Consider the following 14,723-nt stretch of genomic DNA (forward strand, 5'->3'; position numbering starts at 1 on the left):
GAGCTTGTCGAACCATGAACCACAAGTCCTTCGACAGGCTCAGGACGAACGGAGTATTTTATAGTACTCGACATTATAAAGCTGACTAAGTACTAGGTTAGATACCTTGCGTTAGTTCAAGTAAAACAACTCAGCCTTTTTAAGTGTAATTGAGCCTTCTACCGGGCCGGTCGTTTTGACGACCGTTAGGCGAATAGTATCCAGTGCTTGTTTAGAGAGGAGTAACTCATCGGTGAGATCATAGCGAAACTCTCTTTGGGCACCTTTACCTGCGGGGTCGTCAATAAAAAATGAAATGGCACCCGTAAAGTATTTTTTGGCTTCAATGCTGGAAGGCATAATATTTTCCGGTAAATTAATATAGACTTCATAACGGCCTTTAGGCTTTCCGATATAAGCCGCCGTAAGATTTAATACAATACGTTCATCGACAATTTTATCGATAACCTGCAATTGCTCATGGTTTAAAGTAAGTGCTACGTTAGCAGGATTATCCATTGATGCTGTTGCGTGTAACGGGATAGTCGCAAGAGTATGTTCCACTAAACGAGGGGGTGTGATTTTACCCGCAGGCGCAACCGCTTTTTTATCATACACATAGTCAGGCTTGTTAATCATCGCAAGTACTTGTGGCATGGTGTAATTAATCCCAGTGCCATTATTTTTGCCATTATCTATATAGAACCGGTAAAGCCATTTTACAGAATTAAGGTCATCCAACGTCAGATTTTGCCCCGGATTCTCAATGATCCAGTTTTGCCAAAGTCTGTCAACATTGGAGTGATGAAGCCAAAAAACTGGGTCGAACGCGGCTGACGCAACATTGCCCATTAAGCCATTTGACACTTCTTGATTGTATACTTTGTTATAGCTAGTTGCTGTGCCACCAATATAATCATGCATGAAATCATGCAATCCTTGATTAATTTGGTTGTTATACGTTGCGTAATCCACAATGTCTTGTAAAGCAATGCTGTCTACTCGTATGGTCTCTAATGCGCCGCTACTAATGGCTTTGCCTTGGTTTAAAGAAGCCAACCGGCCTGGTTCATAAAGACTGCCCTTGGTTTTTGCCTGCAATTTATCTGGCAGGGTAGGAAATTTTGCATAATCCCAATACGGCATACTAAATGTCGGATCAAGGGAGTATTTGCGCACTATTTTTTCAAAGTGGGACAGATATAATCTGTGCCATGGCAAAAAATGAATATCAGACGCGGGGCCAGACCGGCTGTGTGATGCGCATTTAGACCATGCTACATAAGGTTGGGAAACTTTGGTAAAGCTTGGGCACAGGGGATTTGTATCTAAAATCGCTTCACTTGGATTGGGCACACCGTGTATAGCGGATTGAAAATACCAGCTCACCGGTATGCGGCATCCCAGGGCTTTTAATTTAACAAAAGCTTTTTGCATGGAAGCCAGTGCTTTTATCCCTTGTGCTGAATGCGCCTCGTATCTAATATAAGGAGCAGCAACGGCCGTAACCTGCCAAGACAGTGCGAATGCACCAATGACATGAAGTAATAGATATTTTTTCATTGGACTCTTAGGTTTAATATAAATGTTTTTACACGGGGGATTATTTTTAAAAAATCACCTTATTCATCAGTAAATTAATTTTTTAATTATTGTCATGCAGCCCTACTTAATTTCCGTTTTTAACGGAAACTAGATATTTTGTATTCATTCAACCCCTCTTTGAAAAACAGGGGTTAGGTGAGATTTTTCTAGTAAATCCCGCTCTATCCCCTTTTTTAAAGGGGATAGAGCGCATACGAAATTTTTACTCTTTAGTGACGCGTAAATGTTGTAGCGGGTTGTTTGGGACTTGCTAAAACGATATTTTGCCGAGATGCTTGTGTTGCTGCGAAGTCGCGGATTAGATCAGGTAAGTCAAGCCATGCCCCATTGCTTAAATTAATAATACGCGTAGATTTGGCAAGCCCGCGCACTGTGGCTTGTAGAGTTTCTGTGCGAGAAGCCCACTCTGCACTCAGTAAGATTATCCAGGTAGAATAATGGTCGCCCTGAAACAGACAGGCTCTCAGGTAACTGGATAAATCTTTATCGTTCAACTCTACGTGTGGCCCCAGAAAAACCAAACTGACTAGCGTGTTGTCCTGTTTACAAATAAAAGGGGTTGTCTCAAAGAAGCGCTGGGCGGCCAATTGATTACCACAAGCCAGTAATTTAAATTCCACTTCGTTTTCATCAATAATAATTTGACTGCCCCATTTCTTTTTATAAGCCAGCACCCCGTTTTTAAGAAAAGGCCGTGAGGTTCCAAGGTTAACGGTACGGTAGCCCCGACGGTGCGCATCTATCATGCCAAACCAGTAAATAGCAGAAACAACGCCGTCTTTAATTAGTTTTCGATCAGCATTTAATACCCCGTTGGCATAACCTGTGTAGCAATCATCGTTTTGAAAATTCATGGCTCCAGCCACTAATTCACCCGCGCGGGTAATTAGCAACAGCTCCATATTCTCATGAATTCGTTTAAACGATGGCCAACTGGGGATACGTGCGGAATCACGATGCCGACTTAGAATAAAAGGTTTATACATGCAATGATAAAAGTACTCCAGTTGTGCAGGATCGTTTGAAATATGATATTCAAATCCCGCTTTGCGAATTTTATTGATATCGCTTACCGTAGAAGGGTCGCGGAATGCGGCCAATAAGTCTCCGTCTACTGGCGGCAGCTTAGCCGTTTGGCTGACATAATAGGGTATATTAAACATGCGCCGTGCGATTGTTCCTGAAGGCTGAACACCATGATCCCGGAACAGAATCATATCCGCATGTTTTTCCCAATGCTGAATGGTCTTATTAATGTTCCATATAAAAACACTGCCTACTTTTTGGCTGTCAGCATAGTCGCCATACAATAATTGCACAAAATAAGGATCCTGACTTTTGCGGCCTATTAAAACGACCGTCAACCCATCTTTTTCAATCCGATAAATGGGCAGCCACAAGCACATTCGCCCATAAGCTAATAGAATAAATGCCTTCAGCTGCTTCTGCAAGCTAACAGGAATAAAGTGATAAAATTTTTTTTTCAGATAATCGAGCATTTTTAAAATTAAATTAAATTAATTAAAATTAAAACAAGGAATGAGGATTGTAGACAACTCGTATGACAACGGTATTAATTCTTCGTAGTATTAAAGTAATAAAGGTAATCATTCAGTCTCCCTCTTTGAAAAAGGGACTTTAGAGGAAGATTCTTTAAATAAATCCCCTCATCGCTTTTTAAAAGGAGGAGGTGAATATTTACCTTTAGAGCTGACGATGCTTTAATGATAAAGACTGACGCTTTACATCAACGCTTGCCAGCTGTGATTACGAACAAACACACTGAGTTTACGAAGTTCAAAGGCTACCGCAGCCGCAATACGGCTAGTTGCCCGCTCACAACAATCAAATTCGCCGGGTAAAATACCTTCAATACCATTTTTGCCAATTAAGCCGGATTTAAACTGGCGAAGACCGGCATTATCGGCACTGCCACCCAGGTCGTACCAAGATATTCCCTGATTACTCAACCATTTAATGACTTCCCACTGCATATAATAGCCTGCGTCCAATTCCAAGCCTTTGCTGTTGGATGCACCAAATAAGTATTGCGCAGTATTCCCCATAGCGGAAATAACGGCGCCGGCAACCGGTGTATTTTGAGAAAAACAAATGAGCACTTTGGGGCGTAGAGCCGGTTCAAGATCTTTATAAAATAAAGGCAGTTCTGCAATGGCCGAGGTATCAACAAACGATTTTCTATTAATCATATTGCCATACAGTGACATAAATACATTGATAGCCTCATCGCCTTCTAGCCATTTGCACTCCAGGCCGTGTTTTTCAGCACGATTAAGGTGGTTGCGCCAGCGGCTTTTAAGGTTTTTTCTTAAATCAGAAATGGTTGGCGATAAGTCGACAAAATATCGTTCTGAATCGGCAATGTCGGTTTTTTTATAGCCGGCTCGTTGCAAGGCACTACAAAATGTATCAATGCCGTCTTTGGACGGCGGCGGCATAAGACGTAATAATAATCCACGCTTGATAACATATTCCTCACGTAAAAAGCGAAGTACATGTTTTAAATATTCTGGATTTGGAGCCTGCCCCATGGGTTGCCATAATGGACCAAATTTGACATGGGCAACTCCTGAACGCATAAACGGCACGCGTCTGATGGCCACTTGAGCGGCGGCAACGATTTCCTTATCACGCCTAACCACTAAATTGCTGATAGATGCTTTTTGCCAACGCGCTTCAGCATACGAACGGCTCTGATCGATGGACGCATCGGTAAATGTCATCAAAATTTGATGCCAATCGTTTTTGTCGAGCTGATCAACTTCATATTTATAAAGAGACATAGAGTATGTGTGTAAAAAATTAATGATTGATCGGAATTACCACGTTAAGTATTGCCAAATAGGCATGGGAGTAAACTATTAGGTATTCATCGCAATGAATTCCACTGCCTTTTTCGCCAAAATTGCCTATAAACGTTACATATATTTTAAACAAAGCATGTGCCATGCCATAAATAATTAATCTAATACTATCAATATATTATTTTAAAAAAAATCGAGCGGCTAAGTTTTTTTTGTAATAATTGTAAATTATTCAGACGTTTGAAGGTTTGTAAAGAAAAAATTAAAAAATAATTTTGGGTGTGGCTTAATTTTAGCCCACCCATTTGTATCGGGTTAATAATTATGACTCTCACAAACAAGTTCAGACATCATTAAATTTGGTGGGTTTAAACTGATTTTATTTTTATTGCTACTATTTAGTCAAGTTTATAGTGAGATTATTTATTTTTATGCTAATAGATAGCATGGTTTTACACTTATGCAAATAAATTTATCTCATTAAAATAATTTTGGTTATCCAAAATGACGGCTGACATGTGTAAACAAAAATGACAGTTTACAGCTACCGCATGTAATCTTTTCCTTACGTAAAATTGCATTTGAAGGTAGTTATCTTGCGGGTTTAGTTTGAAGTAATGGGTTGGCTTTTTAATCAAACACGTTGAGTTTGGTTCTTCGATTTACTCGAAGGACAAAATGAGTAGCCGGTTTTTTTCATTATTTTTGATACAATTGCCAAGAAAGCTAGGGTTCATCAATGCTGTTGATTGCCATCACCTCCTATCATATAACGACGGTAACGTCTGATTCCTAAAACATAAAAAACGAGGTGAAGTGTGGCGTGGTTAATTTTATTTTCCGCAGGATGTGTAGAAATAATCTTTGCTTTAAGCCTTAAATACAACCAGGGCTTTACTAAGTTATGGCCTAGTGTGGTAACGTTGATTTCAGGCATTGGCAGTTTTTATTTGCTCATCATAGCCATCAAAACCTTACCCTTAGGAACTGCCTATGCGGTGTGGACAGGGATGGGTGCGGTTGGCGTAGCAGTACTGGGCATTGTTTTATTTAAAGAATCCGCTGACTGGTATCGACTACTTTCCATCGCGCTAGTCATCTTTGGCATTATTGGTCTTAAGCTCACTGACACTCCATAAATGCTACATCTTATTTTTCAATCGCCTGTTGAAGTTGCAACACTAGACCGCATGGATGTGGGGGATGTGGCTGTTTTTTTTGAAAACGCCATTTTTCGACTGCTGAGAGCAGGTGATTTAAATGGGTTATTGACTGAACAGCTGAAAACTAATCGATTTTGTGTGCTGTCGGATGATTTGGCGGTGCGCGGTATAGCACAAGATGAATTAATCAATGGCCTGGATATAATTGATTATGCTGAATTGGTCAGTTTGACGGTAGACAATGCCGTTATCCAAACATGGACGTGATGATACCCATACAGCTAGAAACCACCGATCAGGGTTTTTTGTTAAATGCCGGGGATTGGAGCGAAGCGGTAGCAAAATCACTCGCAGAGTTAAATAATATTAAGTTAACGGATAAACACTGGGAGATTATCTGGTTTATTCGTGGCTATTATAAACAATTTAAACATTTGCCGAATGCGCGGGTGTTTACCAAAGCCATCGCTAAAACACTGGGGGAAGACAAGGGCAATAGCCGCTATTTGCATCAGTTGTTTCCTGATGGGCCTTTAAAGTATGCGTGTAAACTGGCGGGGTTACCTAAACCGCCGACGTGTTTATAACGGTTTAAAAATCCTGCTGTTTAAAACGATGAATCAAACGCCGGTCTTTTTTATTCGGCTTGTGGTCATTGTCTAAATCAAAAAATTCTCGGTTTTCGCGCTGTTGCAATATTTGCTGCTGGCGTTTTTCGTGGCTTTCCGGAGTTTCTTCATAAAGCAGGACAGCCTCTTTAGCGGCACATCGTTGCCCGATAACCGTAACCACAGTAATGTCCCATTTATAGCCATTATGGCTGATGGATATAGCAACGCCGGGCTTGATTTCTTTGCCCGGTTTTGCTCGGTGGTTGTTAATATGAACCTTGCCGCCAGCAATGGCTTCGGCAGCTAGGCTACGGGTTTTAAAAAACCGCGCAGCCCATAACCATTTATCTAAACGAACAGCATCAAGTGCCGCAGGCATGCGCTGGTGCAGCGGCTTTCTTTAAACCGCGCGGTAATGAAAACACCACTTTTTCTTCTATGCCCTGAATTTCAACCGCCGATGACCCGCCCCAGGATTTTAATTGATCAATCACTTCTTGCACCAGCACTTCAGGTGCAGAAGCGCCTGCGGTAACCCCAACAACACCCACGCCATCAAACCATTGTTTTTCCATGTCGTGAGCAGTATCAATTAAATAAGCGGGTTTTCCGAGTTGCTCGGCAATCTCGCGCAAACGGTTAGAGTTGGAACTGTTTACTGAGCCTACCACCAAAATTACATCCGCGGTTTTGGCCATTTCAAAAACAGCATCCTGACGATTTTGGGTCGCATAACAAATGTCATCTTTTTTTAAGCCTTCAATAACGGGAAAGCGTGCTATCAGGGCATCCACCATAATTTTGGTATCTGTCATTGATAAGGTGGTCTGGGTGACATAACCTAAGTCATTGGGGTTATTGACTTTTAAATTTTGCACATCTTCAGGGGTTTCCACCAGATAAATACCGCCATTCTTAGCAATTTTATCGTATTGTCCCATTGTACCTTCTACTTCAGGGTGACCGGCGTGGCCAATCAGCAGCACTTCACGGTCGGCTTTAGCATGTTTGGCCACTTGTAAATGCACTTTAGTGACTAAGGGGCAGGTGGCATCAAATACCGTTAATTTACGATCTTTGGCTTCTTGCTGGACTTGTTTTGATACACCGTGAGCACTGAAAATTAAATACGATCCTACCGGTACATCGCTTAAATCTTCAACAAAAATCGCACCTTTTGCTTTAAGGCCATCAACCACGGTACGGTTGTGGACAACTTCATGCCGCACATAAATGGGTGCGCCAAACGTCTCTAAGGCCTGATCGACAATTTCGATGGCACGGTCTACACCGGCACAGAATCCACGGGGGTTAGCGAGTACAATTTGCATAAGCTGATTTCTTTAGTTAATGAATATAAGGCTATTTTAACTTAACATCATATCCGATACGATAATTCCATCGGTATCGGCGTATAAAAAGTGGTTGGTTTTAAAATTAACACCGGCAAATGTTAATGATAAATCACGGTCACCATGATCTTTTATATGGCTTTGCAGCGGATGGGTATGCAAAGCGCGGATGCCAATAGGTAACGTGGCAATCTTTTCAGCGTGCCGAATACAACCATAAATAACAATACCTTGCCAGCCATTAGCCACAGCAAGGCTTGCCAATTCGTAATCTACTAGCGCACAGCGATGAGAGCCGCCGCCATCAATCACCAACACACGATTTTCGACTTTTTCTTCAAGGACGCTTCTAATAAGCACGTTTTCTTCAAAGGCTTTTATTGTCGTGATTTGTCCGCAAAAACTTTTCTCGCCGCCGTAAGGTTTAAATAGCGGTTCAACAATCTGAAAATAATCTTCTTTGCTGTGGGCATCACAAAGATCAGCAGTAGTAAATGGATTTGTCATTTAAGTTAATTATTTTATTAATTTACAGTTATGCAAGGTATATACTAGATACCGATGTTAAGCAACCTGAAAAGGAGATTAATATGTGGATATTATTTTTTATCGTGGCAATACTGTTTGTTTTGGGCAATGGGCTGCTTTTGCTAAGGTCGGCAAATACCTCCAAACTTCCTGAGAATGTTAAATCACAACCTTATGATAAGGATGAATCCAGCGGTTGGTAGCTTATAGTTTAGACGGTTAATGTAAAGGTCACAGGGCCATCATTAACTAAACATACTTGCATATCAGCGCCAAATTGGCCAAATTGGACATTGGGGTGATTGGTTTGGGCGATGTGTTGCAAGTATTGGAATAATTGCTGGCCTTTTTCCGGAGTGGCTGCCGGTGTAAAGCTAGGGCGGTTACCGCTCTTAGTATCTGCCGCCAAGGTAAATTGCGGCACTAACAGCAAACCGCCGTTAATATCCCGTAAGCTTAAATTCATTTTGCCGTCGGCATCTGAAAAAATGCGGTAATTAAGAATACGTTCCAGTAAACGGTCGGCATCTTTTTCGGTGTCTTTTTTTTCTACTGCCACCAATGCCAGAATGCCAGTGCTGATTTTACCGATGTCTTGATTGTTGACGGTGACTTTGGCAGTGGTTACGCGTTGGATGATGGTTATCATACTTAACAAATTTTGTAAAAATTCCTAGAATTCTAGGAATGATTAATAATCTCAACATTTTCTGTACCGGTCAACGAATGTAGATACTGTTCAATACCAAATGACCTGTGCATATCCCCAGTTAAGAATTTTTTCATCTTTGGAAACTAAGGCGGCTTGATGATGCAAGCTGCTGGCTACAATCAAACGGTCTGCTGGATCACCATGAAAGTTCCCGGGCAAGCGAGTCGCAAGCACTGCAATTTCGGGGTTTAAGGCTAATAGTTTCATTTTTGGCCGTTGTAACGCTATATCAATCCAGGCTTGCACATCCATTGATAAACCAATTCGCTCTTTTGAAACTAACATAGCCAGTTCCCAACAACTGATTGCTGGAATACCGATGCAATCGGCGGCCTGAATGTTATCGTGGGCGATGCCCGATAAATTACTTGACTCATTTACCCACCAAATCCAAGCATGAGTATCAAGAACGATCATTGTTCAACATTCCATGAGTCGCCAATGGGTGTCATCAAATCCTGTTCAAAAATAACACTGCCCTTGAGCGGGTTGGGTTCTTTGGGTGAAGTAACCGAAGTAACCGATGACAAGGGTTGTTTTAAAGCCAAAATAATTCGATGTAATGTTTCGATATGCGCCTCATTAACCGAGTCAATATCGTGTTTTAGTTGTTCGCGGCTAATCATAAATATCTGCCAATTATCGGTAGTTAAATGGGGTCTATTCTGACAGACTTTTTAATACTATCTGTACAGTAATCGACTCCATCGTGATTATAACAAAGTCAACACGTAGGGCGAAGATTAGTACGCTGTATGATATGTCCTGTATTTTCAACGCAGAATCTGAAGTTATCAAAGCTTTCGTAACAGCCTCAAAATATACAGCATTAATAGCGCGTATGAGGCAAAGCAGAATACGAGATGAATAACAGCGGCGCATACGACTACCGCCTATTAAGTCTTACCGCGTTAAATATTTCATAGGATTTACGGATGCCAGGAAGCACGTCAGTCGCGGCTGATGCGCTTCACTTTGTTCAGTACATCCTATGTGGTTTTAATTTATTTTTACGTTTAAAGTTAGAATGTGGCTTTTAATGGGCACACAACAGGCTGGGCTTCACCCACATTAGTTTCGGCATTCGATGTTGCTTTAACGACAGACGCGGTGACCGTGTAAGTTTTACCGCACGTTACCGGAAGACCGCTGAAAACAGTGAAATTTGCGAAAGTGTTAACCAATAACGGTATTTTATCATTATAAGCCGCATAAACGGGCTTGCCATTGACTCTGAATATTACTTTTTTAAGCGAGGCTTTAGTAACATTATCGCTTGCAAGTACGATAGATAATGCGCATTTTTGTGCTTGGTAAGTGGGTACTGAGCAATCGGATAGCAGATCGTAGGTGGTGGCAGCTGATGCCATACTTGCAAAAGAAAATGATAAGACAGCAGCTGATGAAGTAATAAGTAAGGGTAATAAACGGTTCATGAGTTATGCCTCCAAGTTATTTGTAGGACAATTGCTATCAACCGAATCAATTGCGATTGATCAGCAATATAACAATCAGGTAATCATTCAGTCCCCCTCTTTGAAAAAGAGGGGTTAGGGGAGATTTATTAGAAAAATCCCCCTCAATCCCCCTTTTTCAAAGGGGGAAGTGAATACTTACACAATCAGTTGCAGTCATAAAACTAACTCCACAACTGATGTGACTATCATAATCCTAACAACGCACGGAATCAAAAAATAGTATTAAAGTAATGAATAGTCGCAGCGCGTATGAAACAATCCGAAATACGGAGCAGTTCACGCCGATCCACGCTAATTGCAGATATTTATGTGTCTATTATTTTTACATTTAAAATAAACTTTATAAAATAATTACTTAAGCAGGCTTGCATGATTTTACAACCTAGTTTTATTTAATATGCTTGTCATTTTTTTTTACATTTTCTATTTGCAATAAAAAAAACATCAAAATAAACAAGGTGTTGAAATATGGCACAAATGTTGCTGCTTACACATAGCATGTATCACACTTTCTTGTTAACTAGATAGTGTATTTTCATACTTTATATCCTAAATTCAAAGTATTTTCATCCGTGTCCATAGTCTATGCTGGCATAAGTAAAAAGTATTCTTCTAAAGGCTTGATTAGTGATCTTTCTGAAATCAAGAATTAAAAAATTGAAAAAGGCGTTAAATATATCCTTTTTTCGTATAAAGCTGGGAAGTATGCTTCTATTATGTAAGCAAAAAAGATGAAATGAAAAAATTCGGTGATTTTTTTACAGAAAACATAAAAAACGTTAAATGTCCACATTATTTTTTGTGAAATAGTTCACATATTTGTAGCTTAACATAAGGTAAACTCGATACGGCGGGAAGTTAAATACCTAAATGATTTACAGGTAGGAGAGCTTCATCAAATGCTAAAAATAGTGGCTACTAACAACTATATCAAATAGTGCCGGTTACTCAGTATAAATTCCTGGTTTTTATTGTTACTGTAACAATTTAGATTTAATATCGTAATATCGTAATATTGAAATCTGTAAAGATATTTTAAATGCGCAACGCATATAAGTTTTACTAGTTCAATTGTAGTTTAGAGTGGTAACTTTCTTCTATCAGTGCAACCAAAAAAGGATTAAGGTCATTATTTATGCATACAAATACCGGAAAAAATGGTAAGAGCAATGGGAGTTTGTCGGTTGTTGGTTCGGATTTTATTGATATCGATGCAAAGCTATCAAAAAAAATTCCGTTAGCATTAATTGATAGTAGACCTTTAATGTTAGCGTCGTTTACAAATTTTATTCATCACACCACAGCTGATTACACTATAAATCCTTTTAATAATCTCGAGGAGTTAGTTAATCAAGTTCAAAATGAAATTAATGCCGTCGAAATTATTATTTTTAACATTGGTTATAAGCGTGTGGACGACAAAATTATTAATGACGGTATCATCAAGCTAAAAGCTTCCTTACCCGTAACTCCCCTAGTATTAATTACTGATTGTGAAGAGTCTGGTTGTATTCTTCAGGCTATTAATTTAGGTGTTCAGGGGTATGTTACAACGTCGTTAATGCCATCGGTGGTTATTGCAGCCCTGAATCTCGTATTCGAAGGTGGAATATTTGCACCGATACGCCCCTTTATGAATGAGCTTAATCACAAGAACACTGCAACTGAAGGCAGTGAAGGCCTACACTTACCCGATACACTGTATTTTACGCCGCGCCAGCTTGAGGTTTTAGAGCACGTTAAGCTGGGAGAGCCCAATAAAATTATTGCTTATAAATTGGGTATGCAGGAATGTACGGTTAAAGTACACGTTCGGGATATTATGAAAAAACTTAATGCAACCAACCGTACTCAGCTTGTTTATAAAGCTGAGCACATTAATCCTGAAGTGGAGCCTCAGAAACAACACGGCCATAGTAGAGGATTTACAGATCCCAGCAAAAATTAGAGAAGTACATATCTTTTCAAGACTATAAGCGTCTTATGTGCCCGCAAAATTATATTTGCAAGGTTTAACGCTTTGTGGGTTTTCCTCTGATTTTTTTAATTTAAGCCCAAATATGGCTTAAGGTTGGTACGGTTACTGAGGGTGATACCCGCCGTATAATCAGCTGCGTCATCGGTTAAACCCATGCCAACGGTTAAGTTAACAAACAAATTGCGACTGACAATTGAAGACGCGCCAATCGATAATAGCCCGATATTTTGGTTTGATCCGGCGATGGTTTGTGAACCTAGTTCAGTGTTACTGATAAAAGACTGATCTAACGCAATCGATAACGACGTATCCGCGCTGGCCGCAAGTTGCGCCCCAATAGAAAAAGCCAGGGTGTCGCCTGGATTGTAGCTGCCGTTTACCCCTGGGAAATAATCTTTTTTGGTAAAAGCTTTGGTGTAACGCGCATTAAAGGAAAACGCCAAGGGGTCTTGCCGCTTAAGCGCAGTTAAAGACCCCGTAACGCGATGAACGCCCCCTCCCAAGCCGACATCGCCATCAGTTGCGTCACCAGAGTCGGTATTCCAGGAGACGCGGGCGATTAAATCTGGCCACCATTGTTCTTCGCGCAGCAAAGTTTTGGCAAGGCCGATTTGTATATCACCCAACCCTGAGCCACTGGCTTTCCGCTCCCCAACTTGACCCTGAATAACTGGGATTGTCGATTGATCGATAAAACTGTAAGGTAAACTAAACTCTAATTGCGATTCAAAGGGTAGACCCAATCTAAAGGCAACCGAAGGTGTAAACGTATTCCGGCGAACTTTCGCTAGATCAGTAATATTATCGTTACCTATTTTGGCTATCCGCGCTATTTGTCTTTCGCTGTGTGCAAAGTCGAAATTTAAATCAGTGTCCAAAGACCAGGTAGGGACTAATAATGCCCCCGACTTTGCCAAAGTCCGTTCCAAAGCCCGCTGCGCCGCCTGTTCGTCCACGCTAAATTGTCCAGGGGCTTCGGCAGCAGCTTTAGGTTTGGGCGAGCTGTTGGTTTTATCTGCTTGGGTTTGCGTGGCGGCTGGTGCGGCTTGCTGAGGTGGTAGCGTAGTGTTGGTAGCAAGCTGTTCTTGCTGGGGGTGGTGGGGAGCGGAGAGGGGATTTCGGCTATTTTCCAACGCTTCCACCCGTAACAACAGGTTTTTAATCAGGGCATCTCTTTGTTTAACTTCCTGCAACAAAGCTTGTGTGCTGTGCGATGGTTTACGCTTATGTTTATGTGCTGCAACACTGTTGTCCATAAACACTAACGAAACTGCGGTTACAACCAAACAACGCCCAATCTGACGTGATACTAATTTATTGTTATTCATAGGCTTCAATGAAGGTTTTGGATTCAACTGAGAAGTACAATCACGCACCGAGTGCTAACAATTTTAACAGCACTGAGGAAGTAATTTTACACTCTACACATCCCTGCTATTGCTGTGTAAATCTCTATGGTATCCATGATTATGTTATTAAGTACAATATAGCATATTATGGAAATTGTACGAGTCTTGAATCCACTTAATCAGTAATTTTCAATTTAGAAATTAATGCCTTTTAATTCAAATACATAAGTTTTCACCGAAAAGGCATTATTTTTATAACTAATTGAATTGCAATATAATATGTGTTTTAAATTGAGAATTGCTGCCACTCAATATAATTGTCCGTTACCTTAAAAAAACGAAATCTTCTGGAACGGGCGCGAGATGATTGGGGAGTTTGGCAGCATTTTTCTGGGCAATAACAAAGCCGACTTTGCCAAAGGTTGGGTAGTCTATCCAGGCTTCGAGAAATTTTTTGGTTAATAGGGTTCGATTGCCCCACGCAGGATCAGCCAATAGCACCCTGTTTCCCATACTGCCTCGAAAAACGACAAAATGATTGTAATCATTCACTTTTATGGGAATCATCAATGGCGCATATTGCGCTAAATCGGCAAATTCCATCTTGCCCAAACCGATGCCCTCGTAACCACGCTGATCGGCAAAACGCTTGAGATCCAGCAATGAAAATCCCTCTTTAATCTGTATGAGTTCGGGGTGTTCAATATATTCTTTACGTTTGATTAACGTCGCTGCAATTTCTTTTTCCGGAGTCGGGTCTTGCAGTTGGTATGTTAGTAATGTGGATAACGCCGCCGCGCCACAACTTAAATCCCATTTTTGTACCACTACACGCTCACGGCGCATTTCCAGCAGCGATTTAACAATGCGGCTTTCGTTGGCTTGTGCTGCGCTTAAAAAAAACGTGCAGAGCACGACACTGAGTAATACTAGATGGGAAAACTTGCAGATTTTCATCCTACGCATGCCAAGCGATTGGGTTTTGGATTTAATAATAGTTGCCAACACATTCATAGCTCCCGCCTTGGACAAGCATTGCTGCCGGTGTAGATTTGAGCAAAGGCCCTGTAACGGTTTACGTTGCAGGGCCTATATCCTCAAATATTACCGAACCATTTGTGGCCAATAATTTTAGGTATTTCT

Annotated in this window: 17 protein-coding genes; 5 read left to right on the top strand and 12 right to left on the bottom strand. The window is 40.8% G+C overall.

All coding sequences use genetic code 11. The features are described 5' to 3' along the window. Positions 1 to 111 precede the first annotated feature (111 nt). From ACHZC4_RS02895 to ACHZC4_RS02905, 3 genes are all read right to left on the bottom strand, one after another. On the bottom strand, positions 112 to 1,542 hold the full coding sequence (locus tag ACHZC4_RS02895; RefSeq protein WP_394752278.1) for a tyrosinase family protein: 1,431 nt from the start codon (positions 1,540 to 1,542) through the stop codon (positions 112 to 114). A 251-nt stretch (positions 1,543 to 1,793) separates the two neighbouring features. Beyond that, the gene (locus ACHZC4_RS02900; RefSeq protein WP_394752279.1) at positions 1,794 to 2,984 is read right to left on the bottom strand and encodes a GNAT family N-acetyltransferase; all 1,191 of its coding nucleotides are present in this window, start codon (positions 2,982 to 2,984) and stop codon (positions 1,794 to 1,796) included. 342 nt (positions 2,985 to 3,326) lie between these two features. Beyond that, entirely contained in the window at positions 3,327 to 4,388 is a 1,062-nt protein-coding gene (locus tag ACHZC4_RS02905; protein ID WP_394752280.1) for a lipid II:glycine glycyltransferase FemX, read from the bottom strand. Positions 4,389 to 5,227: 839 nt separating this feature from the next. Here ACHZC4_RS02905 and ACHZC4_RS02910 point away from each other — a divergent pair. The 3 genes from ACHZC4_RS02910 to ACHZC4_RS02920 are packed head-to-tail and all read left to right on the top strand — an operon-like array spanning position 5,228 to position 6,159. Next, a complete protein-coding gene (locus tag ACHZC4_RS02910) occupies positions 5,228 to 5,548 on the top strand; it encodes a DMT family transporter (protein ID WP_394752281.1) in 321 nt (106 codons plus the stop codon). Beyond that, entirely contained in the window at positions 5,549 to 5,839 is a 291-nt protein-coding gene (locus tag ACHZC4_RS02915; RefSeq protein WP_394752282.1) for a DsrH/TusB family sulfur metabolism protein, read from the top strand. Then, positions 5,830 to 6,159: a TusE/DsrC/DsvC family sulfur relay protein gene (locus ACHZC4_RS02920; protein WP_394752283.1), complete on the top strand. Its 330-nt coding sequence runs from the start codon at positions 5,830 to 5,832 to the stop codon at positions 6,157 to 6,159. Before ACHZC4_RS02915 ends, ACHZC4_RS02920 begins: the two co-directional genes overlap by 10 nt. 4 nt (positions 6,160 to 6,163) lie before the next feature. Here ACHZC4_RS02920 and ACHZC4_RS02925 read toward each other — a convergent pair whose 3' ends face one another. Genes ACHZC4_RS02925 through rraA form a run of 3 tightly spaced genes read right to left on the bottom strand, consistent with a single transcriptional unit; the run spans position 6,164 to position 8,042 of the window. Continuing rightward, entirely contained in the window at positions 6,164 to 6,562 is a 399-nt protein-coding gene (locus ACHZC4_RS02925; RefSeq protein WP_394752284.1) for an RNA-binding S4 domain-containing protein, read from the bottom strand. Then, on the bottom strand, positions 6,546 to 7,514 hold the full coding sequence (ispH, locus tag ACHZC4_RS02930; protein WP_394752285.1) for a 4-hydroxy-3-methylbut-2-enyl diphosphate reductase: 969 nt from the start codon (positions 7,512 to 7,514) through the stop codon (positions 6,546 to 6,548). The genes ACHZC4_RS02925 and ispH overlap by 17 nt, the downstream gene beginning before the upstream one ends. A gap of 36 nt (positions 7,515 to 7,550) precedes the next feature. After that, complete coding sequence (gene rraA, locus ACHZC4_RS02935) at positions 7,551 to 8,042, bottom strand: ribonuclease E activity regulator RraA (RefSeq protein WP_394752286.1); 492 nt, start codon at positions 8,040 to 8,042, stop codon at positions 7,551 to 7,553. Between rraA and ACHZC4_RS02940 the strand changes: the two genes are divergently transcribed. Next, positions 8,030 to 8,266, top strand: coding sequence for a hypothetical protein (locus ACHZC4_RS02940; RefSeq protein WP_394752287.1), 237 nt, complete (start codon positions 8,030 to 8,032; stop codon positions 8,264 to 8,266). The genes rraA and ACHZC4_RS02940 overlap by 13 nt on opposite strands. A gap of 8 nt (positions 8,267 to 8,274) precedes the next feature. Here the strand turns inward: ACHZC4_RS02940 and dtd are convergent, their stop codons facing one another. The 4 genes from dtd to ACHZC4_RS02960 all read right to left on the bottom strand — a co-directional run bounded on the left by dtd (position 8,275) and on the right by ACHZC4_RS02960 (position 10,211). Next, on the bottom strand, positions 8,275 to 8,712 hold the full coding sequence (dtd, locus tag ACHZC4_RS02945; protein WP_394752288.1) for a D-aminoacyl-tRNA deacylase: 438 nt from the start codon (positions 8,710 to 8,712) through the stop codon (positions 8,275 to 8,277). Positions 8,713 to 8,802: 90 nt separating this feature from the next. Next, a complete protein-coding gene (locus ACHZC4_RS02950) occupies positions 8,803 to 9,192 on the bottom strand; it encodes a type II toxin-antitoxin system VapC family toxin (RefSeq protein ID WP_394752289.1) in 390 nt (129 codons plus the stop codon). Next, on the bottom strand, positions 9,189 to 9,401 hold the full coding sequence (locus tag ACHZC4_RS02955) for a hypothetical protein (RefSeq protein WP_394752290.1): 213 nt from the start codon (positions 9,399 to 9,401) through the stop codon (positions 9,189 to 9,191). The genes ACHZC4_RS02950 and ACHZC4_RS02955 overlap by 4 nt, the downstream gene beginning before the upstream one ends. 396 nt (positions 9,402 to 9,797) lie before the next feature. Next, on the bottom strand, positions 9,798 to 10,211 hold the full coding sequence (locus tag ACHZC4_RS02960) for a hypothetical protein (RefSeq protein ID WP_394752291.1): 414 nt from the start codon (positions 10,209 to 10,211) through the stop codon (positions 9,798 to 9,800). Positions 10,212 to 11,388: 1,177 nt separating this feature from the next. On the opposite strand from ACHZC4_RS02960, the gene ACHZC4_RS02965 reads away from it, so the two are divergent. Beyond that, positions 11,389 to 12,201, top strand: coding sequence for a DNA-binding response regulator (locus ACHZC4_RS02965; RefSeq protein WP_394752292.1), 813 nt, complete (start codon positions 11,389 to 11,391; stop codon positions 12,199 to 12,201). Between the two features lie 95 nt (positions 12,202 to 12,296). On the opposite strand, the gene ACHZC4_RS02970 is transcribed toward ACHZC4_RS02965, so the two are convergent. Further along, the gene (locus tag ACHZC4_RS02970; RefSeq protein ID WP_394752293.1) at positions 12,297 to 13,559 is read right to left on the bottom strand and encodes a transporter; all 1,263 of its coding nucleotides are present in this window, start codon (positions 13,557 to 13,559) and stop codon (positions 12,297 to 12,299) included. Positions 13,560 to 13,904: 345 nt separating this feature from the next. Beyond that, on the bottom strand, positions 13,905 to 14,594 hold the full coding sequence (locus ACHZC4_RS02975; protein WP_394752294.1) for a C39 family peptidase: 690 nt from the start codon (positions 14,592 to 14,594) through the stop codon (positions 13,905 to 13,907). Between the last annotated feature and the right edge of the window lie 129 nt (positions 14,595 to 14,723).

Source organism: Crenothrix sp. (assembly GCF_043729335.1).
Classification (GTDB): domain Bacteria; phylum Pseudomonadota; class Gammaproteobacteria; order Methylococcales; family Methylomonadaceae; genus Crenothrix.

Bases quoted from the DNA above. Each gene is read 5' to 3' on its own strand.
- ACHZC4_RS02920 (WP_394752283.1), top strand. From the start codon at position 5,830: ATGGACGTGATGATACCCATACAGCTAGAAACCACCGATCAGGGTTTT.
- ACHZC4_RS02895 (WP_394752278.1), bottom strand. From the start codon at position 1,542: ATGAAAAAATATCTATTACTTCATGTCATTGGTGCATTCGCACTGTCT.
- ACHZC4_RS02915 (WP_394752282.1), top strand. From the start codon at position 5,549: ATGCTACATCTTATTTTTCAATCGCCTGTTGAAGTTGCAACACTAGAC.
- rraA (WP_394752286.1), bottom strand. From the start codon at position 8,042: ATGACAAATCCATTTACTACTGCTGATCTTTGTGATGCCCACAGCAAA.
- ACHZC4_RS02960 (WP_394752291.1), bottom strand. From the start codon at position 10,211: ATGAACCGTTTATTACCCTTACTTATTACTTCATCAGCTGCTGTCTTA.
- ACHZC4_RS02975 (WP_394752294.1), bottom strand. From the start codon at position 14,594: ATGAATGTGTTGGCAACTATTATTAAATCCAAAACCCAATCGCTTGGC.
- ispH (WP_394752285.1), bottom strand. From the start codon at position 7,514: ATGCAAATTGTACTCGCTAACCCCCGTGGATTCTGTGCCGGTGTAGAC.
- ACHZC4_RS02940 (WP_394752287.1), top strand. From the start codon at position 8,030: ATGGATTTGTCATTTAAGTTAATTATTTTATTAATTTACAGTTATGCA.
- ACHZC4_RS02955 (WP_394752290.1), bottom strand. From the start codon at position 9,401: ATGATTAGCCGCGAACAACTAAAACACGATATTGACTCGGTTAATGAG.
- ACHZC4_RS02970 (WP_394752293.1), bottom strand. From the start codon at position 13,559: ATGAATAACAATAAATTAGTATCACGTCAGATTGGGCGTTGTTTGGTT.
- ACHZC4_RS02925 (WP_394752284.1), bottom strand. From the start codon at position 6,562: ATGCCTGCGGCACTTGATGCTGTTCGTTTAGATAAATGGTTATGGGCT.
- ACHZC4_RS02950 (WP_394752289.1), bottom strand. From the start codon at position 9,192: ATGATCGTTCTTGATACTCATGCTTGGATTTGGTGGGTAAATGAGTCA.
- ACHZC4_RS02905 (WP_394752280.1), bottom strand. From the start codon at position 4,388: ATGTCTCTTTATAAATATGAAGTTGATCAGCTCGACAAAAACGATTGG.
- dtd (WP_394752288.1), bottom strand. From the start codon at position 8,712: ATGATAACCATCATCCAACGCGTAACCACTGCCAAAGTCACCGTCAAC.
- ACHZC4_RS02965 (WP_394752292.1), top strand. From the start codon at position 11,389: ATGCATACAAATACCGGAAAAAATGGTAAGAGCAATGGGAGTTTGTCG.